Origin of the sequence: Oerskovia rustica, assembly GCF_014836555.1 — a bacterium.
In the GTDB taxonomy this organism is placed as follows: Bacteria; Actinomycetota; Actinomycetes; order Actinomycetales; family Cellulomonadaceae; genus Oerskovia; species Oerskovia rustica.
The window spans coordinates 62447-85212 of the sequence record NZ_JACSQQ010000012.1 but is presented as its reverse complement, the minus strand read 5'-3'; the positions used below and the strand labels follow the sequence as shown (position 1 = coordinate 85212).

The window sequence follows — 22766 nt, the reverse complement described above, 5'->3', positions numbered from 1 at the left end:
GTGACGCCGTCGGGCCTAGGACCACTCCTGCAGGGGGCGGGTCGTCTCGAACCGCCGCTGCTTCCCGCTGAGCGGGTCGACGAACTCGATCGAGCGCGAGACGAGCTGGAGCGGGCGGCTGAAGTCGTCAGGGCGCACGTCGTAGAACGTCGGGTAGAAGTTGTCGTGCAGGATCGGCAGACCGAGCGAGTTCATGTGCAGCCGGAGCTGGTGGGTCTTGCCGGTGTGCGGCGTCAGACGGTAGAGGCCGAGCGTGCTGGGTTCCCCCTGACCTGGGTCGGCCGCGACCTCCCGGGTGTCCACGAGCTCGACGAGACTCTCGGAGTTCGGCTCGCCGGGCACCTCGAAGGCGCGCATGACGCCGCGCTCCTTGTGGATGCGGCTGCGCACGACGCGCGGGAGCTCGAGACCCGGGTCGACGCCCGCGACGGCCTCGTAGACCTTGGTCACGCGCCGCTCGGCGAAGAGCGTCTGGTACGGGCCGCGGACCTCGGGTCGTACGGTCAGCACGAGGACCCCGCCGGTCACGCGGTCGAGGCGGTGGGCGGGCGAGAGCTCGGGCAGCTCCAGGTCCCGGCGCAGCCGCACGAGCGCCGACTCCGCGATGAACGCCCCTCGCGGGATGCTCGCGAGGAAGTGCGGCTTGTCGACGACGACCAGGTCGTCGTCCTGGTACAGGATCTCGATCTCGAAAGGTACGCGCGTCTCGACGGGCGGGTCCCGGTAGAGGAACACGCGCGCGTGCTGCGCGAAGGCGGTCTCCGCGGTCACCGCCCGCCCCAGGTGGTCGACGACCTCGCCCGCGGCGACCTTCTCGCGCAGGCGCGGCTCGTCGTCGGGGAAGCGGTGGACCAGGTGGTCGAGGACGGTCTCCCAGCGGGGCGACCCCTCGCTGCCGTCCCCGTTCTCCGGCAGGACGACGCGCGTCGCGTTGAGCCCGTCCCGCACGGGCAGCGGCTGGAACGGGATCCGCCGGCGGCGCGGCGGGTCATGGGGGGTCGTCGGGGTGGGCACGGCCACCACGGTAGCCGTTGCCCCCGCGCTAGCCTCCGCGGTGGACCGGGGCGGCGCTCAGGGATGCACGACGACGTCGGCCCGGTCCCGGGTAGAGGCCACCAGCCGGGCGTTGGTCTCGTCGGAGCCGAGCACCCAGTCGCGCGCGGCGGCGGGCGTCCTGCCGTGACGGACGTGCCGGGCCACGAGCCGCTCGATCCGGGTCTCGTCGGGAAGCTCCACGAACCACGCCTCGTCGAGGAGTCCGCGGACCGCGTCCCAGCCCCCCTCGTCGTCGCCCTCGCCGAGCAGCAGGTAGTTGCCCTCGGTCAGCACGAGCTCGACGTCGGGCGCCACGGGGATCGACCCGGCGACGGGCTCCTCGAGGTCCCGGTCGAACGCCGGGGCGTAGACCGTGACTCCCGGGCGCGGCGACCGGAGCCGTTCGAGGAGCGCCACATAGCCGTGCGCGTCGAACGTGTCCGGCGCGCCCTTCCGGTCGCGGCGCCCCAGTCGCCCGAGCTCGGCGTCGGCGAGGTGGAACCCGTCCATCGGCACGACGACGGCGCGCACCGCGGGCGCCTCGGAGACCGGGTGGGCGAGCGACGCGAGGACCTCGTCGGCGAGCGTCGACTTGCCGGCTCCCGGCGCACCCACGATCCCGACGAGCACCCGCACGGGACCGCCCGTCCTCTGCGCACGCCGGGCCGTGTCGACGAGTGATCGGCACCGCGCCACGAGGTCCGCCGTGACGTCACCCTCGACCAGGATCTGGTCACCCTCGTTCTGCACGCGTCCCCCTCGGTCTCTCGTCTCGTCGCCCTCGGCGGGTTCGCCCGTCACCCTCGGCGAGGTTGCGTCTCACCCTCGGCGGAGCAGGTTCGCGACCACGCCCGGCAGCGCCTCGGCCACGTCCAGGGCCGCGACCGGCCCGCCAGGGTTCGCCCGGGCGCCCGCCCACCCGTGGACCGTAGCAGCCGCAGCAGCGAGCTCTGCCGCCAGGCCGGGCTCCTGCACCACGCGCTCGCCGTACGCCGCCAGCAGGGCGCCCAGAAGGCCCGTGAGCACGTCTCCTGCCCCCGCCGTGGCGAGCCACGCGGGTCCGTCGGCCTGCGACCACGCCCCGTCCGGACCGACGACCACCGTCGCCGCCCCCTTGAGCAGCACGGTCGCGCCCGTGAGGTCGTGCGACCTGCGCGCCCAGCGCAACGGCTCGGCCTCGACCCCCTCGCGGTCGACGTCCTCGCCCCGAGCGCTCAGAAGGGTCGCGAGCTCGCCCGCGTGCGGCGTCAGGACGACCGACGGCGGGCAACGGTCCGGGAGCAACGACAGGGCTCCGGCGTCGACCACCGCGGGGACCCTCGGTCCGGTGACGTCCTCGGACAGCAACCCGCACGCGACCGCGAGCGCGTACCGGATCCGTTCGTGCTGCCCGGCGTCCGCGCTCCGCCCGCCACCCCCGTCCCCGCCGCCTTCCCGTGCGGTCAGCCGATCCTCGGCCGCCGGGATCCCCGAACCGAGCGCCCAGGCCTGCACCCTGCCCTCGGCGGGCACCGCCTCGGGGCGCGCCGAGACGACGACGTGAGCGACGTCGTCGGGCCCGCGGTAGCGCACCATGCCCGCGCCCGCGCGGACCGCCGCCGTCACGGCCAGGACCGCGGCCCCCGGGAACGTGGGCGTGCCCGCGACGACGCCCAGGACACCGCGCGTGTACTTCTGGTCCGTCGGCCCGGGGACGGGCCACAGCCGAGCGACGTCCGCGCGCTCGAGGCGCCGCACCCGCGGTCCCGCCGCGCCGCCCACGTCCTCCAGCCCGACGTCGACGAGCGTCACGGCCCCGGCGAGATGCGTCGCCGGGGGCAGCAGCAGACCGGGCTTGAGCGCGCCGACCGTGACCGTCCGGTCGGCGCGGAGGACGGGCCCAGGGACCGAGCCGTCGTCGACCCCGGTGCCGCTCGGGGCGTCGACCGCGACGACCCAGGGGCCGGAGCCGGGCCCGGACCAGCCCGGAGACCGCCGCGACCGCTCGGCCACGAGCGCCCCGACCAGGTCCCCGGCCACACCTCGCAGCGCCCCGGTCGCGCCGATCCCGACCAGCCCGTCGACGACCACGTCGGCCGAGAGGACCGTGGCGACGACGTGCGACCAGGGCGCGCGCCCGGCCGGGGCCGCGAGGTCGATCACCCGCCCGCCCGCGCGACGCAGCGCGGCCAACCCCTCGGCGTGCGGATGCTCGCTCGTGCACACCGCCTCGACCACGACACCGCGCCGGGCCAGGTACGCCCCCGCGAACAGGGCGTCGCCGCCGTTGTTGCCCGATCCCACGAGGAGCACCGCCCGTCGTCCGGTGACCCGCCGAGGCCGCGCTGCGCCGTCGGGCGTCCTCCCGCGCGCGCCTCGCCGAAGGTCCTGCGCCACGACCGTCGCGAGCGCGAACGCAGCGCGCTCCATGAGCGGGACCCCGCGGGCGAGCAGCGGCTCCTCGGCGGCACGGACCTGGGCGACGGTGAACGCTTCGATCATGGGCCCATCCTGCCCCGCTGCCACGCTCCCCGCCGGACCACCGGTGCACCCGGCACGACGCGCCCCCGACCCGCCGGGCTAGATTGGCGACCATGCGATTCGGACTCTTCATCCCGCAAGGCTGGCGTCAGGACCTCGTCGGCATCGACCCTTCCGAGCAGTGGGAGACCATGCGCTCCCTCGCGCGCCACGCGGACACCGCGCTCGCCGGCGAGCGCCTCCCGGGCGCGCGCCACGCGTGGGAGTCGGCGTGGGTCTACGACCACTTCCACACCGTGCCCGAACCCACGGGCGAGGCCACGCACGAGGCGTGGACGCTCATGGCCGCGTTCGCCGCCTCGACCGAGCGCGTGCGCCTGGGCCAGATGTGCACGTGCATCGCGTACCGCAACCCCGCCTACCTCGCGAAGGTCGCGGCGACCGTCGACATCGTGAGCGGTGGCCGCACCGAGATGGGCATCGGCGCCGGCTGGTACGAGCACGAGTGGCGTGCGTACGGCTACGGCTTCCCGGGAGCCGGTGCGCGCCTGGGAGCGCTCGACGAGGGCGTGCAGGTCATGGAGCAGATGTGGCGCACGGGCTCGGCGACGCTCGACGGCACGTACTTCCAGGTCGACGGCGCGCTGTGCCACCCGCAGCCGCTCCAGGTCCTCGACGGCGTGGGACCGGAGGGCGCCGGCGCACCGAGCATCCCGCTGTGGATCGCGGGAGGCGGCGAGAAGAAGACGCTGCGCATCGCGGCCCGGCACGCGCAGTACACGAACTTCGACGGCCGGCTCGAGGGTTTCACGCACAAGTCGGAGGTGCTGCGCGGGCACTGCGAGGCGATCGGGCGCCCGTTCGACGAGATCACGCGCTCGTCCAACTACAACGTGGTCATCGGGGCGACCGAGGCCGACGTCGAGGACCGCCTCCGGTGGATCGGCGAGCACTACGCCAAGACCGTCCCCGCGAAGGCCGAGGAGACCGTGGCCGACTTCCGCTCGGGACCGCTCGTCGGCACGCCCGAGCAGATCGTCGAGAACCTGCAGAAGCTCGAGGGCGCGGGCATGACGTACGCGATCACGTACTTCGCCGAGGCCGCGTACGACCGCACCGGCATCGAGCTGTTCGAGCGCGAGGTGATCCCGGCCCTGCAGGGCTGAGCCGCTCCCTGGCCCGTCCCGGTGGGCGGGCCCGGTGCGCGGGCCCGGTGCCGAGCATGCGGTCGGCGTTCGTCTCGACGCGTTGCGCGACGCCCACCGCATGCTCGACCGACACGAACCGCATGCTCGACGGCGGACCCCCTCAGCCTTCTGCGACCACCATGGCCGACGCGATCCCGGCGTCGTGCGAGATCGACAGGTGGAAGGTCGCGATCCCCAGCTCCGTCGCCCGTGCCTGGACCGTCCCCGTGATCTCGACCTGGGGCGCTCCCCCGACGACGCGGTGCACCGTCGCGTCCTGCCAGCGCATGCCGCCGGGTGCACCGAGCGCCTTCGCGATGGCCTCCTTGGCGGCGAACCGGGCCGCGAGCGACGAGGCGGGCAGGTCCCGCTCGGCCGGGGTGAACAGCTTCTCGCGCAGGCGCGGCGTCCGTTCGAGCGTGTCCATGAACCGCGCGACGTCCACCACGTCGATACCCACCCCGATGATCATGCGCTCACCCTATGCGCTGGCCCGGGCGTACCGACGGCCGCGAGAACCTGGCGGACGGCCGGGTGCGCAGGCCCGGCACACCTCGCACGGCGCCCGGCGGCAAGGCCCGGCCCCGGCCCCGGCCCCGGCCAGCCCTGGACGACGGAAGCCCGCCGTGCGAGGGCACGGCGGGCTTCGGTCGGAGAGCGGGACGGTCGGCTACTCGACCGTGACCGACTTCGCGAGGTTGCGCGGCTGGTCGACGTCGAGCCCCTTGGCCGTGGCGAGGGCCATGGCGAAGATCTGCAGCGGGACGACCGCGAGCAGCGGCGAGAGCAGCGTGGGCGACTGCGGGATCCAGAAGATCTCGTCGGCGTACGGCAGCACCGCGTCGTCGCCGTCCTCGGCGATCACGAGCGTGCGTGCGCCGCGGGCGCGGATCTCCTGGATGTTGGAGACGACCTTGGAGTGCAGCGAGTCGCGTCCGCGCGGCGACGGCACGACGACGAAGACCGGCTGTCCCTCGTCGATGAGCGCGATGGGCCCGTGCTTGAGCTCGCCCGCGGCGAAGCCCTCGGCGTGGATGTAGGCGAGCTCCTTGAGCTTGAGCGCACCCTCGAGGGCGACGGGGAACCCGACGTGGCGCCCCAGGAAGAGCACCGACTTCGCGTCCTTCATGGAGCGGGCCACGGCGCTGACGTACTCGCCGCGCTCGATGACGGTCTGGATCTTGCGCGGCATCTCGCGCAGGTCGTCGAGGATCTCGCGGATCTCGTCGGGGAACTTGTTGCCGCGCAGCTGCGCGAGGTAGAGGCCCAGGAGGTAGGCCGCGGTGATCTGCGACAGGAACGCCTTGGTCGAGGCGACGGCGATCTCGGGCCCGGCATGCGTGTACAGGACGGCGTCGGACTCGCGCGGGATGGTCGACCCGTGCGTGTTGACGATCGAGATGACCTTGGCGCCCTGCTCACGGGCGTGGCGCACGGCCATGAGGGTGTCCATGGTCTCGCCGGACTGCGTGACGGCGACGACGAGCGTCTTCTCGTTCACGATCGGGTCGCGATACCGGAACTCGTGCGCGAGCTCGACCTCGACGGGGATGCGGCACCAGTGCTCGATCGCGTACTTGGCGACGTGCCCGGAGTAGGCGGCCGTGCCGCACGCCACGACGATGATCTTGTCGACGGTCCGCAGCACGGCCTCGTCGATGCGCAGGTCGTCGAGGACCAGGCGTCCCTCGGCGTCGGTGCGTCCGAGCAGGGTGTCCGCGACGGCCTGCGGCTGGTCGTGGATCTCCTTGTCCATGAAGGACGTGAAGCCGCCCTTCTCCGCCGCGGCCGCGTCCCAGTCGACCGTGAAGCGCGTCGCCTCGGCGGGCTTGCCGTGGAAGTCGACGACCTCGACGCTGTCGGGGGTGATGGTGACGATCTGGTCCTGGCCGAGCTCGAGCGCGTCCTTGGTCGACGCGATGAACGCGGCGACGTCGGAGCCGAGGAAGTTCTCGCCGTCTCCGAGCCCGACGACGAGCGGCGAGTCGTGCCGGGCGCCGACGACGGTGGTCGGGGCGTCCGCGTGGACGGCGAGCAGGGTGAACGTGCCTTCGAGCTGGCGCGCGACGTAGGCCATCGCCTCGGTCAGGTCCCCGGTGCGGCGGTACGCGCGGGCGAGGAGCTGGGCCGCGACCTCGGTGTCCGTCTCGGAGAGGAAGGTCGCGCCGTCGGCGAGCAGCTCCTCCTTGAGGACGGCAAAGTTCTCGACGATCCCGTTGTGGATCACGGCGAGGCGGCCCTCGTCCGCGACGTGCGGGTGCGCGTTGGTGTCGTTCGGCGCGCCGTGCGTGGCCCACCGCGTGTGCCCGATCGCCGCGGAGGCCGCGGGCAGCGGACGAGACTGGAGCTCGTCGACGAGCTTGACGAGCTTCCCGGACTTCTTGGCCGTCGCGACGTCCGTCCGGTCGGGCGCGACGAGCGCGACCCCGGCCGAGTCGTAGCCGCGGTACTCGAGCCTGCCGAGTCCTTCGAGGACGACGTCGAGGGGTCGCCCCGACGCTTCAAGGGGGCCTGCGTAACCCACGATTCCACACATGGTTTCGGAGTCTAGCCGGACGTTCTGGGGCCTTCGCAGCCGCGACATCTCGCGGTTCTTTGTTAGTGGTCCGGCCTGTTCGTGTTCACGGTGCGGCTCGGCGTCCGGCAGAATCGTCCGAGTGGTTCCTTCCTCCGACCTGCCCGTCCCTCCGCTCGAGGGTGCTCCCGCGACCGATCAGGACGCCTCGCCCGGTTCCGGACGCCTGCCCGACCTCTCGACGTCGTCCCCGTACGTCGACCTGGATCGCGCGGCGTGGAGCAGGCTCTCCGAGTCGACGCCGCTGCCGCTGACGGACGCCGACGTCGTCAAGCTCCGCGGGCTGGGCGACCCGATCGACCTGGCGGAGGTCGACGCGATCTACCGCCCCATCTCGCGGCTGCTCAACCTCTACGTGACGGCGACGAGCGGCCTGCACGAGGCCACCTCGACGTTCCTGCGCGAGAACTCGACCCGCACGCCGTACGTGATCGGGGTCGCGGGGTCGGTCGCGGTGGGCAAGTCGACGACGTCGCGCATCCTGCGCGAGATGCTCGCTCGCTGGCCCGAGACGCCTCGGGTCGAGCTCCTCACGACGGACGGCTTCCTGTACCCGAACGCCGAGCTCGCCCGTCGCGGCCTCATGGAGCGCAAGGGGTTTCCCGAGTCGTACGACCGGCGCGCACTCGTCCGGTTCCTGTCCCGCGTCAAGGCGGGCGCACCCGAGGTCCGCAGCCCGGTCTACGACCACCTGACCTACGACATCGTCCCGGGGGCCGAGACCGTCGTCCGCAGACCGGACGTCCTGATCGTGGAGGGCCTCAACGTCCTCCAGCCGGCCCGCCCGGGGCCGTCCGACGATCAGGCGGTCGCGGTGAGCGACTTCTTCGACTTCTCGATCTACGTCGACGCGCGTACGCGCAACATCCGCCAGTGGTACGTGGACCGGTTCCTGTCGCTGCGCCGGACGGCGTTCGCCCGCCCCGAGTCGTACTTCAAGCGCTACGCGACCCTCACGGACGAGGAGGCCGTCGAGAAGGCCAAGTCGATCTGGGACTCGATCAACGCGCCGAACCTCGAGGAGAACATCCTGCCGACGCGAGGTCGCGCGACGCTCGTGCTGACGAAGGGATCGGACCACTCGGTCCAGCGCGCCCGCCTGCGCAAGGTGTGAGCGGGGGCGGTCAGGAGGCGCGGCGGACGGCGTCCTGGTCGCCCTCGACGCCCGACGACGTCGCCACCGGCCGGGCGGCCGCCTCGCCGTGGATCGAGGTCGCCCCCGCTGCGTCCTGGGTGGCCTCTCGGACCGCTTCCCGGGCTCGGCGCCTGCGGGCCATGCTGTTCATGATCCGGTCGACGATCACGCCGGACAGCACTCCCATCACGACGCCGATGACCATGGCGAGCAGCGGCTGGTGCCCGAGCCACTGTGCCGCGACGAGGCCGATGAGCACGGAGTAGAGGGCCCAGGTCACGGCCGCCAGGCCCGAGTAGGCCATGAAGCGGCGGCGCGGGTACCCCACGGCACCTGCGGTCATGTTGACCGCGACACGGCCGATCGGGACGTAGCGCGCCGCCAGGATGAAGGCGGCGCCGCGGGCCTTGAGCGCCTGGTCGGCCCAGGCGACGGCCTTGCGTCCTCGGACGGTCCGGAGGAAGCGGATGCGTTCGGTGCCGATCCCGCGGCCCAACGAGTAGGCGATCTGGTCGCCCGTCCAGGCTCCCGCCGCGGCGATGACCAGGACGAGCAGGAGGTTCGGGTTCCCCGAGGCGCTGGCCGCGACGGCGAGCGTGATGACCACGGACTCGCTCGGGATCGGCGGGAAGAAGCCGTCGATCGTCGCGAAGGCGTACAGGGCGGGGTAAATCCATGCGGACGCCGCGAGTGCGAGGACCCAGATCTCCAGGTTCTCCAAGAAGGTCGAAACGGCCTCGATCACGGGTCCTCTGTTCGTCGGCTGGCGGGGCGGACCAGGCTGGTCACAGACGTCGTGGCGACGCCTGTGACCAGCCTACGGATACGGAGGCCCGACACCATCGGGGAAACCCCCCAGTCTGCCCTGATGTCGACCCCCACCTTCCGAGGACGATTCTGCCGGATCGTCAGGCCGGTCACGTCATCCTCCGGAAGGAGATCCACCCCTAGGGAGGTCCCCCGGAGGGATGCTGTGACGTCCTCCGGACGATGTGTTCCGCGCTCCCGGGCCATGGGGTCCGGGCCCAGGTCCCCGCGACGTCAGGGCAGCCGGAAACCCAGGACCTCTGACGCCTCGGCGGGGTCCGGGGTGCCGCCCCAGAACCGCATCATGTTGTCGTTCGAGGCGAGCGACCGCAGCTCCGCGTGGTCGAGGTAGAGCTCGCCCCGCAGGTGGTCGGTCTCGTGCTGGACGATCCTCGCGGGCCACCCCGTCAGGACGTCGTCCACCTGTCCGCCGAGCTCGTCCTGCCCGGTCAGGCGTACCGACCGGTGCCGCGCGACGACGGCCTGCCACCCACTGACGCTCAGGCAGCCCTCGAAGAAGGCTCGCTGCTCGTCCCCCACCGGCGCGTAGGACGGGTTGACGAGCACCCGGAACGGCACGGGGTACCGCTCCCGCAGGTCCGCGTCCTCGGGGTCGGTGACGCCGGCGTCCTGGACCACGGCGACCGCGAGCCCGAGCCCGATCTGGGGGGCGGCGAGCCCGACCCCCGGGGCCGCGTGCATGGTCGTGCGCATCGCCTCGACCAGTCGGGGGAAGAGGTCCCCGAGCTGTCCGGTGTAGGGCGCGGCGGGACGTCGCAGGACGGGGTGCCCGGCCTGCACGATGGGGAGCACGCCGTCGTCGTACCGCGCGAGGTGCTCCGCGACCTGGTCCCTCAGCAGCTCGTCGACGGGACCGGCGAAACCGGCCCCCGTCCCGGCAGCAGGTCGAGCCGTCACAGGGCCAGCCGGTCCCGGACGACGCCCGCGAGGGATTCGGCGACGGCGTCGGCCGTGGCCTGCGTCGCGGCCTCGACCATGACCCGCACGAGCGGCTCGGTGCCCGAGGAGCGCAGGACGACGCGCCCCGTCTCCCCCAGACGCGCCTCGGCGGCCGCGACGGCCTCCTGGAGCACCTCGTCGGTCGCAGCCCGGGCCTTGTCCACGCCGCGCACGTTGAGCAGCGTCTGGGGCAGCTTCGGCACGGCGCCCGCGAGGTCGGCCAGCTTGGCGCCCGACTGCTGGATGCGCGCGGCGAGCTGGAGCGCGGTCAGCACGCCGTCCCCCGTCGTCGCGAACTGGGACAGGATGATGTGCCCGGACTGCTCGCCACCGAGCGTGTAGCCCTTGGCGCGCATCTCCTCGAGCACGTAGCGGTCGCCGACCCCCGTCTGGACGGTGCGGATCCCGGCGTCGCGCATCGCGAGGATCAGTCCGAGGTTGCTCATGACGGTCACCACGAGGGTGTCGTCGGCGAGGCGGCCCTTCTCCTTCTCGGCGAGGGCGAGCACCCCCATGATCTGGTCGCCGTCCACCAGGACCCCGCGGTGGTCGACCGCGATGCAGCGGTCGGCGTCGCCGTCGAACGCCACGCCGAAGTCGGCCTCGGACGCCACGACGACGGCCTGGAGCTGCTCGGGATGGTTGGACCCGCACTTCTCGTTGATGTTGCGCCCGTCGGGGCTCGCGTTCATCACGACGACGTCGGCACCCGCCGCGCGCAGCGCCGCCGGGCCCACGTCGCTCGCGGCGCCGTTCGCGCAGTCGACCGCGATCCGCAGGCCGGAGAGGGGCAGGGCGTCGCCCGTCGCACCGATGCTCGAGATGAGGTGCTCGACGTAGTCGGCCCCGGCGCTCCCGGTGTCGCGGCGCACTCGACCGACCTCGGCGCCGAGCGGACGGTCCCACTCGGCGTGGAGCTGGCGCTCCATCTCGTCCTCGAGCGAGTCCTCGAGCTTGATGCCACCACGGGCCAGGAACTTGATGCCGTTGTCGGCCATCGGGTTGTGCGAGGCCGAGATCATGACGCCGAAGTCGACGTCGAGCGTGCTCGTGAGGAACGCGACGGCCGGGGTCGGCAGGACGCCGACGTCGAGCACGTTGACGCCTGCGCTCGCGAGGCCCGCGGTCACCGCGGCGCCCAGGAACTCGCCCGAGGCCCGGGGGTCCCTGCCGATCACGGCTCGCGGGCGGTGCCCGTCGGGTTGCCCGGTGCGTCCCAGCACGTTCGCAGCAGCCACGCCCAGGCCGAGCGCGAGCTCGGCCGTGACGTCCCTGTTCGCCAGCCCCCGCACGCCGTCGGTGCCGAACAGTCGTCCCATGAGTTTTCCTCCCTCAACGGGACGGTACAGGCCCCAGGGCCTGCCCCGCCCCCGCTGCGAGCCGACCGGTCCGGTCGCTCGTCAGCATCCCTGACAAAAGACGACGGCCCCGGTGGACTGTGTCCACCGGGGCCGTCGTGCGCAAGCGCTGGATCAGCGCTTGGAGTACTGCGGAGCCTTACGGGCCTTCTTGAGCCCGGCCTTCTTGCGCTCGACGACGCGTGCGTCGCGAGTCAGGAAGCCGGCCTTCTTGAGCGCCGGGCGGTTGTGCTCGGCGTCGACCTCGTTGAGCGCACGGGCGATGCCGAGGCGCAGGGCGCCGGCCTGGCCGGACGTGCCGCCACCGTTGATGCGGGCGATGACGTCGAAACGACCCTCGACGTCGACCAGCTTCAGCGGGGAGTTCACGAGCTGCTGGTGCACCTTGTTGGGGAAGTACCCCTCGAGGGTGCGGCCGTTGATCTTCCACTGGCCGGTGCCGGGCACCAGGCGCACGCGGGCGATGGCCTCCTTGCGACGGCCCAGGGCCTGCGCGGGGGCGGTGATGCTCTGGCCACGGCCCGTGGGGGCTGCGCTCTCAGAGGTGTAGTTGCTGGGGGTCTCTTCGTCCAGCACGTCGATGTCGACGGTGGTCTCGGCCACTGGTGTGTCCTCGCGTCCTAAGTTCTCGTCTACGAGCAGGCGGAGCCTACTGCGCGACCTGGGTGATCTCGAAAGTCTTCGGCTGCTGCGCGGCGTGCGGGTGCTCAGAGCCTGCGTAGACCTTGAGCTTGCCGAACTGGGCGCGGCCGAGCGAGGTCTTGGGGATCATGCCGCGGACGGCCTTCTCCACAGCACGCTCGGGGTGCTTCTCCAGCAGGTCGCTGTACGCGACCGCCCGAAGACCACCCGGGTAACCGGAGTGGGTGTAGGCAAGCTTCTGCTCGCGCTTGTTGCCGGTCAGGGCGACCTTGCCGGCGTTGATGACGATGACGAAGTCACCGCCGTCGACGTGCGGAGCAAAGGTGGCCTTGTGCTTGCCACGGAGCAGGGTCGCCACGTGGGTGGCGAGACGGCCCAGGACGACGTCGGTCGCGTCGATGACGTACCAGTCACGCTGGACGTCGCCGGGCTTCGGGGTGTACGTACGCACGGTCGTAGCCTTCGTTTCGTGTCTTCGGTGTCTTCGGCGCAGGAGCCTGCGTCCGACAAGTCGTTTGGCCTTCGGTTGACAGGTGTCCAGGTCACGGAGCGAGTGGGCGCACAAGTGACGAGATACCGAAGGGGAAGCACAACGACTCAACAGACTACCTGGACGGCCCATGCAGGGTCAAAACATGCTGCGTCACACCGAGGGTGATGTCGACCTCGGTGAGCAGCGTGCCCGACGGCGCACGCACGGGCGCCAGAGCGCCGGTTCAGGCGGTTGCCCGGTGGTTGTCGCGGGAGAGGCCGATGGACGCGCCTTCCCGAGGACGAGGATACGCGCCGGGGCGCAGGTCGGCGCACGCGTCGCACTGGAGCGTGCGCGCGACGCCCGCGCAGTCGGCGCAGAACAGGCGCAGCGTCTGGCAGCCCGGGTCGACGCAGTTCTCGTACTTGGCGGTCGCGCCGCCGCACTCGCTGCACGCGCCGAGCGGGACGGTCTCGGTCCCGAACTCGACGTGCATGCGCTCGTCGAACACGTAGAGCGACCCTTCCCACAGCCCTTGGTCGCCGAACGTCTCGCCGTAGCGCACGATCCCGCCGTCGAGCTGGTAGACCTCCTCGAAGCCGCGCGCGAGCATGAGCGAGGACAGGACCTCGCAGCGCACGCCGCCCGTGCAGTAGGTCACGACGGGGCGGCCCTTGAGGTCGTCGTACGCGCCCGAGTCGAGCTCGGCCACGAAGTCGCGGGTCGTCTCGACCGCCGGCACGACGGCGCCGCGGAACCTGCCGATCGCGGCCTCGAACGCGTTGCGGCCGTCGAAGAACACGACGTCGTCGCCGCGCTCGGCCACGAGCTCGTGCAGGGCCTCGGGGTCGAGGCGTGCGCCGCCGGCGACCACGCCGTCCTGGTCGACCGTGAGCTCGTCGGCCGCGCCGAAGCTCACGAGCTCGGGGCGCACCTTGACCGACAGGCGCGGGAAGTCACGGCCCGTGCCGTCCGACCACTTGACGTCGATCTCCGCGAACCCCGGGTACTGCTTGGTGGTCTTGACGTACTGCTTGAGGTTCTCGACCGTCCCGCCCAGCGTCGCGTTGATGCCGTGCTCGGAGACGATGACGCGTCCCGTCAGCCCCCACTGCTCCCCGAGGGAGCGTTGCCACAGCTGCACCGCGCGCGGGTCGGCGAGCGGTGTGAAGGCGTAGAAGAGGATGATCTTGGGGACGGCCATTGCTCCATTTTAGGAGCCCGACGGCGGCGCGCAGGTCGTGCTACCGGCCCGCCGCCGTGCGTGTGGTCTTCCTCACCGCCCACTCGCCGCGGGCCGGCCGGTCCGGCACCTGCCGGTCACCGCTGACGCTTGACCCGCTCGACGTCCCAGACCGGCTCGGGTGTCTCGACGACCCGCCCGTCCGAGCCGAACACCACGAACCGGTCGAAGCCGCGCGCGAACCACCGGTCGTGCGTGACGGCCAGAACCGTGCCCTCGAACGCCGCGAGCCCCGACTCGAGCGCCTCGGCCGAGTGCAGGTCGAGGTTGTCCGTGGGCTCGTCGAGCAGCAGGAGCGTCGCTCCCCCGAGCTCGAGCAGCAGGATCTGGAAGCGCGCCTGCTGCCCGCCGGACAGCGTCTCGAAACGCTGCTCGGCCTGACCGACGAGCTCGTAGCGGTCGAGCGCCTTGCTCGCCGGCTCCCGGCCCATGCCCGAGCGCGCGCCGTCGCCGCGGTGCAGGATCTCGAGCAGCGTCCGGCCCTCGAACTCGGGGTGCGCGTGGTTCTGCGCGAACCACCCGGGGCGCACGCGCGAGCCGAGCGCGGCCCGGCCCGTGTGCGCCACGGGTGGGACGACTGCTACCTCGCCCGAAGCACCAGATGTGCCCACGGCGCCCACGGCGTTCTCGGCGTTTTCGTAGACCGGACGGTGCTCGAGGTCCGGGTCCGACCCGCCGCGAGCCAGGAGCCGCATGAAGTGCGACTTGCCCGAACCGTTGGACCCCAGGATCGCGACGCGCTCCCCGAAGAAGACCTCGAGGTCGAACGGCTCCATGAGCCCGGTCAGCTCGAGCTGCTCGCACGTCACGGCCCGCTTGGCCGTGCGCCCGCCCGTGAGGCGGACCTTGACGTTCTGCTCGTGCGCCAGGACCTGCGGCGGCCCGGCCTCCTCGAACTTGCGCAGGCGCGTCTGGGCGGCCTGGTAGCGGCTCGCGAGCCCGTCGTTGAAGGCCGCCTTGTTCTTGAGGGTGTTGACGAGGTCCTTGAGCTTGGCGTGCTCCTCCTCCCAACGACGCAGGAGCTCCTCGAGCCGGCTGCGGCGGTCGGCGCGGGCCTCGGCATAGGTGCCGAAGCCGCCGCCGTGCACCCAGATCGTCCCACCCGCGGCCGTGGGCTCGACGGTCGCGACCTGGGTCGCGGTCCGCGCCAGGAGCTCGCGGTCGTGGCTGATGAACAGCACCGTCTTGGGCGAGGCCGCGAGCTTCTCCTCGAGCCAGCGCTTGGTCGGCACGTCGAGGTAGTTGTCCGGCTCGTCGAGGAGCAGGACCTCCTCGGGCCCCCGGAACAGCGCCGTGAGCACCAGTCGCTTCTGCTCGCCGCCGGACAGCGTGCGGACCTCGCGGAACTGCGCCTGCTCGAACGGGATCGACAGGACCTCGTCGGTGACCTTGTCCCACTCGGCCTCTGCCTCGTACCCACGGGCGTCGGCCCAGTCGGCGAGCGCCTGGGCGTAGCGCATCTGGGACGGGGTGTCGTCGACCGTCATGATGTCGAGCTCGGCCGCGGCGAGCTCGCGCGCGGCGTCGCGGATCGAGGGCTGCGCGAGGTCGACGAGCAGGTCGCGGACCGTGCGCTCGTCGTCGATCCGGCCGACGAACTGGCGCATCACGCCGAGCCCGCCGCTGCGCCCCACGGTGCCCCCGTGGGCGGACAGGTCGCCCGCGACGATGCGCAGGAGCGTCGTCTTGCCGGCGCCGTTGGGCCCGACGAGCGCGACCTTGGCCCCGTCCGCGACGCGCAGGGTCGCCCCGGCGAGGAGGGGGCGCCCGTCGGGCAGGAAGTAGCTGATGTCGCTGATGTCGATGTGACCCACGGGCTCATCCTCCCTGCCCGCGGCCCCTGTTGACGACTCCTTTCGCCGACGGTGACGTACCTGACCGCCGACGGTGACGCACCCGCCGACCGACGGTGACGCGTATGACCGCCCAGGGTGCCCGCCTGCCGAGCGCACCGCCGCACCCCGGCGCGCTCCGCCGTCGGGCAGCGCAGCACCCGTCCGGTGCCCCACGCGGGCTGCGAGAACGCCCCGCCGGTGACAGTGTGGAGGGATGAGCGACGACACCCCCGCCACCCGGACCGATCCCGCCCTCGGCACCGAGGGCGACTCCGACCAGCTCCAGCGCGACGACACCCTGGTCGACCGCGGCGTCGACGACGTGCTCGACGAGGGGTACGCGCCGCCCGAGCGCGCCCCCCTGACCTACGCGCACCCTGAGCGCCTCGAGGAGGACGGCGAGTCGCTCGACCAGCGCCTCGCCGACGAGGAGCCCGAGGACTGGGACGCCGACCCGCTCGACCGGCCGGACACCACGCGGTCGGGCCGCCTCGTGGCGGACCCTGACGCGCTCGACGGCCGCGTCAACGACACGTACGCCGACGACGCCGGGATCGACGGCGCCGCGGCGAGCGCGGAGGAGGCCGCGATCCACATCGTCGAGGAGCCGTAGGCGCTACGACCGGCGGGCCTCCGGCGCCCCCTCGGTCGCGGCGTCCCAGACGTCCTCGTCCATGCGGACCGCGCGGACGCGCTCGGCCCTGGCCGCGAGCTCGTCGTCGGGCGGGTACGTGACGGCCTCGAGGACCAGGCCGTGCGGCGGCACGACGCCGGCCCCCGCGCCCCGGCGCCGCGCCGCCAGGACCGGGGGCGGCCCGGAGCCGGGACGACGCCCCTCCCCCACGGCGACCGACGCGCCGACCAGCGCACGGACCATGTTGTGGCAGAACGCGTCCGCACGGACGTGCGCGACGACGAGCCCCGCGTCGGGCCCGTCGGTCGCCCGCTCCCACGACAGGTGCTGGAGCTCGCGGATCGTGGTCGCACCCGGCCGCGGCTTGCAGTAGGCCGCGAAGTCCCTGACCCCGAGCAGCGGCTGGAGCGCCTCGTGCATGGCGTCGGCGTCGAGCGGCTTCCGGTTCCACAGGACCCACTCACGGCGCAGGGGGTCGCGCAGGGCAGGGTCGTCGACGATGCGGAACGTGTAGCTGCGGTACAGCGCCGAGAAGCGCGCGTCGAACCCCTCCGGAGCGGGCGTGGCCCGGTGCACCACGACGTCCCCCGGCAGCACTCCCCCGAGGCGCGCGACGAGCGCGTCGCCCGGGGTGCGGTCCGAGCGGCCCGGCATCGCGTCCCACGCGGCCCTCGGCAGGTCGACGTGCGCCACCTGACCCCGCGCATGGACCCCCGCGTCGGTGCGGCCCGCGACCGTCAGGCGCGGCGGGTCGCCCCGCAGGATCTGTCCCAGCCCGTCCTCGAGCGCACCCTCGACCGTCCGCAGGCCGGGCTGGCGGGCCCACCCGGCGAAGGCCGTGCCCTGGTAGGCGAGGTCCAGGCGGACACGGACCGGCTGCTCGTTCGTCACGTGCACCTACGCTAGCGCCCGATACTGTGCTGACATGCCCGAACGCTCCTCCGACCCCGACTCCCCCGAGCTGCGCACCCTCGCGGTGGACTGCGGCGGGGGCGGCATCAAGGCCAACGTGCTCGATGCCGCGGGGACCGCGCACGCCGCCGCCGTCCGGGTCCCGACGCCCTATCCCCTGCCGCCGTCCCTCCTGGTCGACGTCATCGCGCAGATCGCCGACCGCCTGCCCCCCGCGGTCCGCGTCACCGTCGGCATGCCGGGCATGATCCGCCGCGGCGTCGTCGTGCACACCCCGCACTACATCACGCGCTCGGGACCGCGCAGCAGGGTCGACCCCGCCCTGGCCGAGCAGTGGGCCAGCTTCGACGTCCAGGCGGCGGTGAGCGAACGCCTCGGGATGCCTGCGCTCGTCCTCAACGACGCGGAGGTGCACGGGGCCGGTGTCGTCGCGGCGTCGGGCCTCGAGCTCGTGCTCACGCTCGGGACCGGGCTGGGGTCGGCACTGTTCCACGGCGGACGCCTCGCCCCGCACCTCGAGTGGTCGCACGCGCCCGTGCGGCGCGGCACGACGTACGACGAGTACATCGGCGAGGTCGAGCGGCGGCGGCTCGGGAACGGCCTCTGGTCACGGCGCGTCGTCGCTCTCGTCGAAGGACTGCGCCCCGTGTTCTGGTGGGACCGGCTCTACCTGGGCGGGGGCAACTCGCGCCAGATCACGCCGTCCGCGCTCGAACGCCTGGGCGACGACGTCGTGGTCGTCCCCAACTCGGCGGCGCTCGTGGGCGGTGCCAGGGCGTGGGACCTGACGCTCGTCTGAGCTAGGACGGGTCCAGCTCGTGGTGGGCTGCGAGGACGGCCCGGGTGAACGCCACGGGCCGGTCGAGGCTCACGAGGTGCTTGGCCCCCGGAACCACGACGAGCTCGGCCCGCGCGCCACCCGAGTGCGCGGCCGCGAGGTAGGCGCGCTCCCCGAACCGGAAGTGGTCCCACCGCCCGTTGACGAACCACACGGGAGAGTCCGTCGCCGACAGCGCCGCCAGGGGCTCCGTGCGCCCGACCTCGTCGAGGATCGCCGTCATGGTCGTCAGCGCGAAGCCGCCCGCACCGATGTCCTCGACGCCGGCCGCGGGCAAGGTCCTGCGCACGAGCGCCTGGTTGAGGGCCGCACCGTTGTCGGGCAGCCTCTCGATACGGTCCGCCGCGACGCGCCAGGCGACGCGCAACCGGGACGCCGGCACCGTGCAACAGCTCGCCGCGACAAGACCCGCGACCTGCTCGGGAAAGCGCGCGCGGTGCTCGATCCCCACGTACCCACCGAGCGAGAGCCCGACGACGAGCGCCCGGCCCCCCAGGTCGTCCACAGCCCCGGAGACGGTCGCCACGGCACCGTCGAGGGTGAACGTCTCGCCCGTCCGCTCGCCGTGACCCGGCAGGTCCACGGCCTCGGCCACGATGTCCGCACGGTCCATGGCCTCGAGCTGCGCCCGCCACATCGTGCGGGACGTACGCGAACCGTGGACGAACAGCACCGGCAGACCCATACGGACCAATCTAGAGGCACCCAGCGCCTGGCGTACCGCAGGCACCCGGGGGCCACCGACCACCGGCGGCCGGCGCCGGGGTGACCGGCGGCTGACGTCGGGGTGACCGGCGGCTGACGTCGGGGTGACCGGCGGCCGGCGTCGGGCCTGCCGTGGCCGCGCGTCCGCGGTCGAGCGCCCGCCGCCGGGCACGCCGAAGGGCCCGGCACCAGATGGGGCCGGGCCCTTCAGGAGGAACCCGTCCGGCAGAGCCGGGGCGGGATCACTTCTCCTTCGAGTCCTTGGCGTCCTCGACGGGGGCGTCCTCCACGACGGGAGCGTCCTCGACGACGGGTGCGTCCTCGATCGTGGCGTCCTCGACGGGAGCGTCCTCGACCTTGGCGGCCTTGGGCTTGCTGGTCTTCTTCGTGGCCTTCTCGGCCTCGCGGACGACGGCCTGCTTGGGGCTGACGGGCTCGGTCACGAGCTCGATGACGGCCATGGGGGCGTTGTCGCCCTTGCGGTTGCCGACCTTCGTGATGCGCGTGTAGCCACCGTTGCGCTCCGCCATCTGCGGGGCGATCTCGGTGAACAGCGTGTGCACGACGGACTTGTCGCGGACGACGGTCATGACGCGACGACGAGCCGCCAGGTCACCGCGCTTCGCGAACGTGATGAGGCGCTCGGCCACCGGACGCAGGCGCTTGGCCTTGGTCTCGGTCGTCGTGATGCGGCCGTGCTCGAAGAGCTGCGTGGACAGGTTCGCGAGGATGAGACGCTCGTGAGCCGGGCCACCGCCGAGCCGCGGACCCTTGGTGGGGGTAGGCATTGATCTTGCTCCTTAGAAGTGGATCGTGCGTGCGGCCGAGCCGCGAGCACGGAAGGTCAGAACTGCTGCTGCCCGTCGGAGAACGTCGCCTCGTCCTCGTCGGCCTCGTAGTAGTCCGCCGTGGAGGGGTCGAAGTCCAGCGGCGAGTCCTTGAGGTTCAGGCCGAGCTCTGCGAGCTTCTCCTTGACCTCGTTGATGGACTTCGCGCCGAAGTTCCGGATGTCCAGCAGGTCTGCCTCGCTGCGAGCGACGAGCTCGCCGACCTGGTGGATGCCCTCGCGCTTGAGGCAGTTGTACGAACGGATCGTGAGGTTGAGCTCCTCGATCGGGAGCGCGAGGTCCGCAGCGAGCGCGGCGTCCGTCGGGGACGGGCCGATCTCGATGCCCTCGGCCTCGACGTTGAGCTCACGGGCGAGGCCGAAGAGCTCGACGAGCGTCTTGCCGGCCGAGGCCAGCGCGTCGCGCGGGGAGATCGCCTGCTTCGTCTCGACGTCGACGATCAGCTTGTCGAAGTCGGTGCGCTGCTCGACGCGGGTCGCCTCGACCTTGTACGTGACCTTGAGGACCGGCGAGTAGATCGAGTCGACGGGAACACGGCCGATCTCGGCGTCGAAGGACTTGTTCTGGTTCGCGGAGACGTAGCCACGTCCACGCTCGACCGTCAGCTCGATCTCGAGCTTGCCCTTGTCGTTGAGGGTGGCGATGTGCAGGTCCGGGTTGTGGACCTCCACGCCCGCCGGCGGGACGATGTCCGCGGCGGTGACCGCGCCAGCACCCTGCTTGCGCAGGTACATCACGACCGGCTCGTCGTTCTCCGAGGAGACCACGAGGTTCTTGATGTTGAGGATGATCTCGGTGACGTCTTCCTTGACACCGGCAACGGTGGTGAACTCGTGGAGGACACCGTCGATGCGGATCGAGGTCACTGCAGCGCCCGGGATGGACGAGAGCAGCGTGCGACGAAGCGAGTTGCCGAGGGTGTAGCCGAAGCCAGGCTCGAGCGGCTCGATGGAGAAGCGCGAACGGTTCTCCGAGATGACCTCTTCGGTCAGGGTGGGGCGCTGTGCGATCAGCACTGGTGTGTTCCTTTCGGTGTGCGTCCGCTATATGACGCATCACGGGCAACGCGTGCTCCTGGGCGGGACTCTGTCCACCCGCCCAGGGTGCTGCGCCCGTCGTCGCGCCGGCCGGCAGGGCCGGGGGCAGCGCGACGACGAGCGGAGCAGAGGATCAGACGCGGCGACGCTTGGGGGGGCGGCAGCCGTTGTGAGCCTGGGGCGTCACGTCCTGGATCGAGCCGACCTCGAGGCCCGTCGCGGTGAGCGAACGGATCGCGGTCTCACGGCCGGAGCCGGGGCCCTTGACGAAGACGTCGACCTTCTTGACGCCGTGCTCCTGGGCGCGGCGGGCCGCGGACTCAGCAGCGAGCTGCGCGGCGAACGGCGTCGACTTGCGCGAGCCCTTGAAGCCGACGTGCCCGGCCGAGGCCCAGGCGATGACGGCACCGGTCGGGTCGGTGATCGACACGATCGTGTTGTTGAACGTGCTCTTGATGTGCGCCTGGCCGTGGGGGACGTTCTTCTTGTCCTTGCGGCGCGGCTTGCGGGCCGCGGTGGCGCGAGTCTTGGGAGGCATTTCTGGATCTTCTCCTGGTCTGAGGTGTTCGGACCGGGTCGGCGTGCGCCGCGCGGGTGAGCTCGAGGCTCAGGCGCGCTGCACGCGTTCCACGGACTACTGCTTAGCGGGCCTTCTTCTTGCCGGCCACGGTGCGCTTGGGTCCCTTGCGGGTACGCGCGTTGGTCTTGGTGCGCTGCCCGCGGACGGGCAGGCCGCGGCGGTGACGCAGGCCCTCGTAGCAGCCGATCTCGACCTTGCGGCGAATGTCAGCAGCCACCTCACGGCGGAGGTCACCCTCGAGCTTGTAGTTGCCCTCGAGGTAGTCACGCAGCGCGACGAGCTCGGTGTCACCGAGGTCCTTCACGCGAACGTCCGGGGAGATCCCGGTGGCGGCCAGCGTCTGCTGGGCGCGGGTACGGCCGACGCCGTAGATGTAGGTGAGCGCGATCTCGAGCCGCTTCTCGCGGGGGAGGTCGACGCCGACAAGACGTGCCATGTGCCTTCCGGCTCCTGTTACTTCGTTCGGAGGTCTACCGCACCATCTTCCCGCGGAGCTGCGGGCCCCGGCCTCCGAGCCGGGGGTTCCCCTCAGTGGGCCTGTGCGGCCCGACCGTGAGGTTCGTGGTGGTGCGCTGGTTGGCACCCGAGGGTGCCGGCGATCGGTCCGCTCTCGCGGACCTGCATCACCGTGCGCCGGAGCGCCGGGGACTCAGCCCTGGCGCTGCTTGTGACGCAGGTTCTCGCAGATCACCATGACGCGACCGTGCCGGCGGATCACCTTGCACTTGTCGCAGATCTTCTTGACGCTGGGCTTGACCTTCATCAGTCTGTTCCTCCGCCGCCGCACGCACGCGCGGGCGAACCCAGGCCTGCGGCAGCAGTTGTTTCGAGTGGTGGATTCTTGACGACTACTTGTAGCGGTAGACGATCCGGCCACGGGACAGGTCGTACGGGCTCAGCTCCACCACCACTCGGTCCTCGGGGAGGATCCGGATGTAGTGCTGTCGCATCTTGCCCGAGATGTGAGCCAGAACCTTGTGCCCGTTGGCCAGCTCCACGCGGAACATCGCGTTCGGCAGGGCCTCGACCACGCTGCCCTCGATCTCGATGACACCGTCCTTCTTTGCCATATCCTCCGCTAACTCTCGTCCGAACTGCTTCCCACGCACCCGTGCTCTACGAGGACCGGTGAGTGGACGTCGTGTGCATTCCGCCCTGCTGCCCGGTCGGTTGAACTCGAACAGGGAACGCGGACTACACCCAGCGGACTATCCTACGGCATCGATCCGTCAGAAGGAACCGGGGGCGGTGTGCCCCCGGACACGTGCGCGTGAGGGCACCGCAGGGGACCGTCTGCGGCGCCCGTAGGGCGTCGCAGACGGCGTCGTGGACGCAGGGACCGACGACGAGCCCCGGCATGCCTGCGCACGCGTGGGACGCCTCTGCGCCGCCCGCTGGCACGGTCCTGCGACGCCCGCGGCACCAGGTGCCCGCACGGGCGTCCCGACGCCGCCGCTCGCCCGGCACGGAGACGGCCCGCCCCTGGCCTCATGAGGCCGGGAG

Annotated in this window: 24 protein-coding genes; 4 read left to right on the top strand and 20 right to left on the bottom strand. The window is 72.0% G+C overall.

The window, feature by feature from the left end:
- Positions 1–15 precede the first annotated feature (15 nt).
- The 3 genes from H9652_RS09030 to H9652_RS09020 form a co-directional block, all read right to left on the bottom strand.
- Positions 16–1014 (bottom strand): pseudouridine synthase, encoded by a 999-nt coding sequence (locus H9652_RS09030; RefSeq protein ID WP_318244063.1) that lies wholly within the window; start codon positions 1012–1014, stop codon positions 16–18.
- A gap of 57 nt (positions 1015–1071) precedes the next feature.
- The gene (locus tag H9652_RS09025; protein ID WP_404822009.1) at positions 1072–1785 is read right to left on the bottom strand and encodes a nucleoside/nucleotide kinase family protein; all 714 of its coding nucleotides are present in this window, start codon (positions 1783–1785) and stop codon (positions 1072–1074) included.
- Positions 1786–1854: 69 nt separating this feature from the next.
- A complete protein-coding gene (locus H9652_RS09020; RefSeq protein WP_191795928.1) occupies positions 1855–3516 on the bottom strand; it encodes a bifunctional ADP-dependent NAD(P)H-hydrate dehydratase/NAD(P)H-hydrate epimerase in 1662 nt (553 codons plus the stop codon).
- 92 nt (positions 3517–3608) lie between these two features.
- Here H9652_RS09020 and H9652_RS09015 point away from each other — a divergent pair, with 92 nt between their 5' ends.
- Positions 3609–4661, top strand: a complete 1053-nt coding sequence (locus tag H9652_RS09015) for an LLM class F420-dependent oxidoreductase (protein WP_191795927.1) — start codon at positions 3609–3611, stop codon at positions 4659–4661.
- 142 nt (positions 4662–4803) lie between these two features.
- On the opposite strand, the gene H9652_RS09010 is transcribed toward H9652_RS09015, so the two are convergent.
- Both H9652_RS09010 and glmS read right to left on the bottom strand, forming a co-directional pair.
- On the bottom strand, positions 4804–5154 hold the full coding sequence (locus H9652_RS09010) for a holo-ACP synthase (protein WP_138825510.1): 351 nt from the start codon (positions 5152–5154) through the stop codon (positions 4804–4806).
- A 198-nt stretch (positions 5155–5352) separates the two neighbouring features.
- Complete coding sequence (gene glmS / locus H9652_RS09005) at positions 5353–7218, bottom strand: glutamine--fructose-6-phosphate transaminase (isomerizing) (protein WP_138825513.1); 1866 nt, start codon at positions 7216–7218, stop codon at positions 5353–5355.
- A 205-nt stretch (positions 7219–7423) separates the two neighbouring features.
- Between glmS and coaA the strand changes: the two genes are divergently transcribed.
- Positions 7424–8371 (top strand): type I pantothenate kinase, encoded by a 948-nt coding sequence (coaA, locus tag H9652_RS09000; protein WP_191795961.1) that lies wholly within the window; start codon positions 7424–7426, stop codon positions 8369–8371.
- A gap of 10 nt (positions 8372–8381) precedes the next feature.
- On the opposite strand, the gene H9652_RS08995 is transcribed toward coaA, so the two are convergent.
- From H9652_RS08995 to H9652_RS08965, 7 genes are all read right to left on the bottom strand, one after another.
- Positions 8382–9137 carry a DedA family protein gene (locus H9652_RS08995; RefSeq protein ID WP_191795926.1) on the bottom strand — a complete coding sequence of 252 codons (756 nt, stop codon included), beginning with the start codon at positions 9135–9137 and terminating at the stop codon, positions 8382–8384.
- Positions 9138–9433: 296 nt separating this feature from the next.
- Complete coding sequence (locus tag H9652_RS08990) at positions 9434–10117, bottom strand: peptide deformylase (protein WP_404822008.1); 684 nt, start codon at positions 10115–10117, stop codon at positions 9434–9436.
- On the bottom strand, positions 10114–11478 hold the full coding sequence (gene glmM / locus H9652_RS08985; RefSeq protein WP_191795925.1) for a phosphoglucosamine mutase: 1365 nt from the start codon (positions 11476–11478) through the stop codon (positions 10114–10116). The genes H9652_RS08990 and glmM overlap by 4 nt, the downstream gene beginning before the upstream one ends.
- Before the next feature lie 153 nt (positions 11479–11631).
- The gene (gene rpsI, locus H9652_RS08980) at positions 11632–12120 is read right to left on the bottom strand and encodes a 30S ribosomal protein S9 (protein ID WP_036571959.1); all 489 of its coding nucleotides are present in this window, start codon (positions 12118–12120) and stop codon (positions 11632–11634) included.
- A 46-nt stretch (positions 12121–12166) separates the two neighbouring features.
- Positions 12167–12610, bottom strand: a complete 444-nt coding sequence (gene rplM / locus H9652_RS08975) for a 50S ribosomal protein L13 (protein WP_030151909.1) — start codon at positions 12608–12610, stop codon at positions 12167–12169.
- A 265-nt stretch (positions 12611–12875) separates the two neighbouring features.
- A complete protein-coding gene (gene trhO, locus H9652_RS08970; protein WP_191795924.1) occupies positions 12876–13835 on the bottom strand; it encodes an oxygen-dependent tRNA uridine(34) hydroxylase TrhO in 960 nt (319 codons plus the stop codon).
- 116 nt (positions 13836–13951) lie between these two features.
- Entirely contained in the window at positions 13952–15688 is a 1737-nt protein-coding gene (locus H9652_RS08965; RefSeq protein WP_191795923.1) for an ABC-F family ATP-binding cassette domain-containing protein, read from the bottom strand.
- 235 nt (positions 15689–15923) lie between these two features.
- Between H9652_RS08965 and H9652_RS08960 the strand changes: the two genes are divergently transcribed.
- On the top strand, positions 15924–16322 hold the full coding sequence (locus tag H9652_RS08960) for a DUF5709 domain-containing protein (protein WP_138825529.1): 399 nt from the start codon (positions 15924–15926) through the stop codon (positions 16320–16322).
- 3 nt (positions 16323–16325) lie between these two features.
- Here H9652_RS08960 and H9652_RS08955 read toward each other — a convergent pair whose 3' ends face one another.
- The gene (locus H9652_RS08955; protein ID WP_191795922.1) at positions 16326–17234 is read right to left on the bottom strand and encodes a tRNA pseudouridine synthase A; all 909 of its coding nucleotides are present in this window, start codon (positions 17232–17234) and stop codon (positions 16326–16328) included.
- Positions 17235–17268: 34 nt separating this feature from the next.
- On the opposite strand from H9652_RS08955, the gene H9652_RS08950 reads away from it, so the two are divergent.
- Positions 17269–18054, top strand: coding sequence for an ROK family protein (locus tag H9652_RS08950; RefSeq protein WP_191795921.1), 786 nt, complete (start codon positions 17269–17271; stop codon positions 18052–18054).
- A gap of 1 nt (position 18055) precedes the next feature.
- Here the strand turns inward: H9652_RS08950 and H9652_RS08945 are convergent, their stop codons facing one another.
- The 7 genes from H9652_RS08945 to infA form a co-directional block, all read right to left on the bottom strand.
- Positions 18056–18778 carry an alpha/beta fold hydrolase gene (locus H9652_RS08945; protein ID WP_191795920.1) on the bottom strand — a complete coding sequence of 241 codons (723 nt, stop codon included), beginning with the start codon at positions 18776–18778 and terminating at the stop codon, positions 18056–18058.
- 262 nt (positions 18779–19040) lie between these two features.
- Positions 19041–19586, bottom strand: coding sequence for a 50S ribosomal protein L17 (gene rplQ, locus H9652_RS08940; RefSeq protein ID WP_191795919.1), 546 nt, complete (start codon positions 19584–19586; stop codon positions 19041–19043).
- Positions 19587–19642: 56 nt separating this feature from the next.
- Positions 19643–20662, bottom strand: a complete 1020-nt coding sequence (locus H9652_RS08935) for a DNA-directed RNA polymerase subunit alpha (RefSeq protein WP_030151917.1) — start codon at positions 20660–20662, stop codon at positions 19643–19645.
- Positions 20663–20816: 154 nt separating this feature from the next.
- Complete coding sequence (gene rpsK, locus H9652_RS08930) at positions 20817–21221, bottom strand: 30S ribosomal protein S11 (RefSeq protein ID WP_030151918.1); 405 nt, start codon at positions 21219–21221, stop codon at positions 20817–20819.
- A 103-nt stretch (positions 21222–21324) separates the two neighbouring features.
- A complete protein-coding gene (gene rpsM, locus H9652_RS08925) occupies positions 21325–21699 on the bottom strand; it encodes a 30S ribosomal protein S13 (RefSeq protein WP_030151919.1) in 375 nt (124 codons plus the stop codon).
- Positions 21700–21912: 213 nt separating this feature from the next.
- Positions 21913–22026, bottom strand: a complete 114-nt coding sequence (rpmJ, locus tag H9652_RS08920) for a 50S ribosomal protein L36 (RefSeq protein ID WP_009740505.1) — start codon at positions 22024–22026, stop codon at positions 21913–21915.
- Between the two features lie 85 nt (positions 22027–22111).
- Positions 22112–22333, bottom strand: coding sequence for a translation initiation factor IF-1 (gene infA, locus H9652_RS08915; protein ID WP_012867920.1), 222 nt, complete (start codon positions 22331–22333; stop codon positions 22112–22114).
- Positions 22334–22766: the final 433 nt, after the last annotated feature.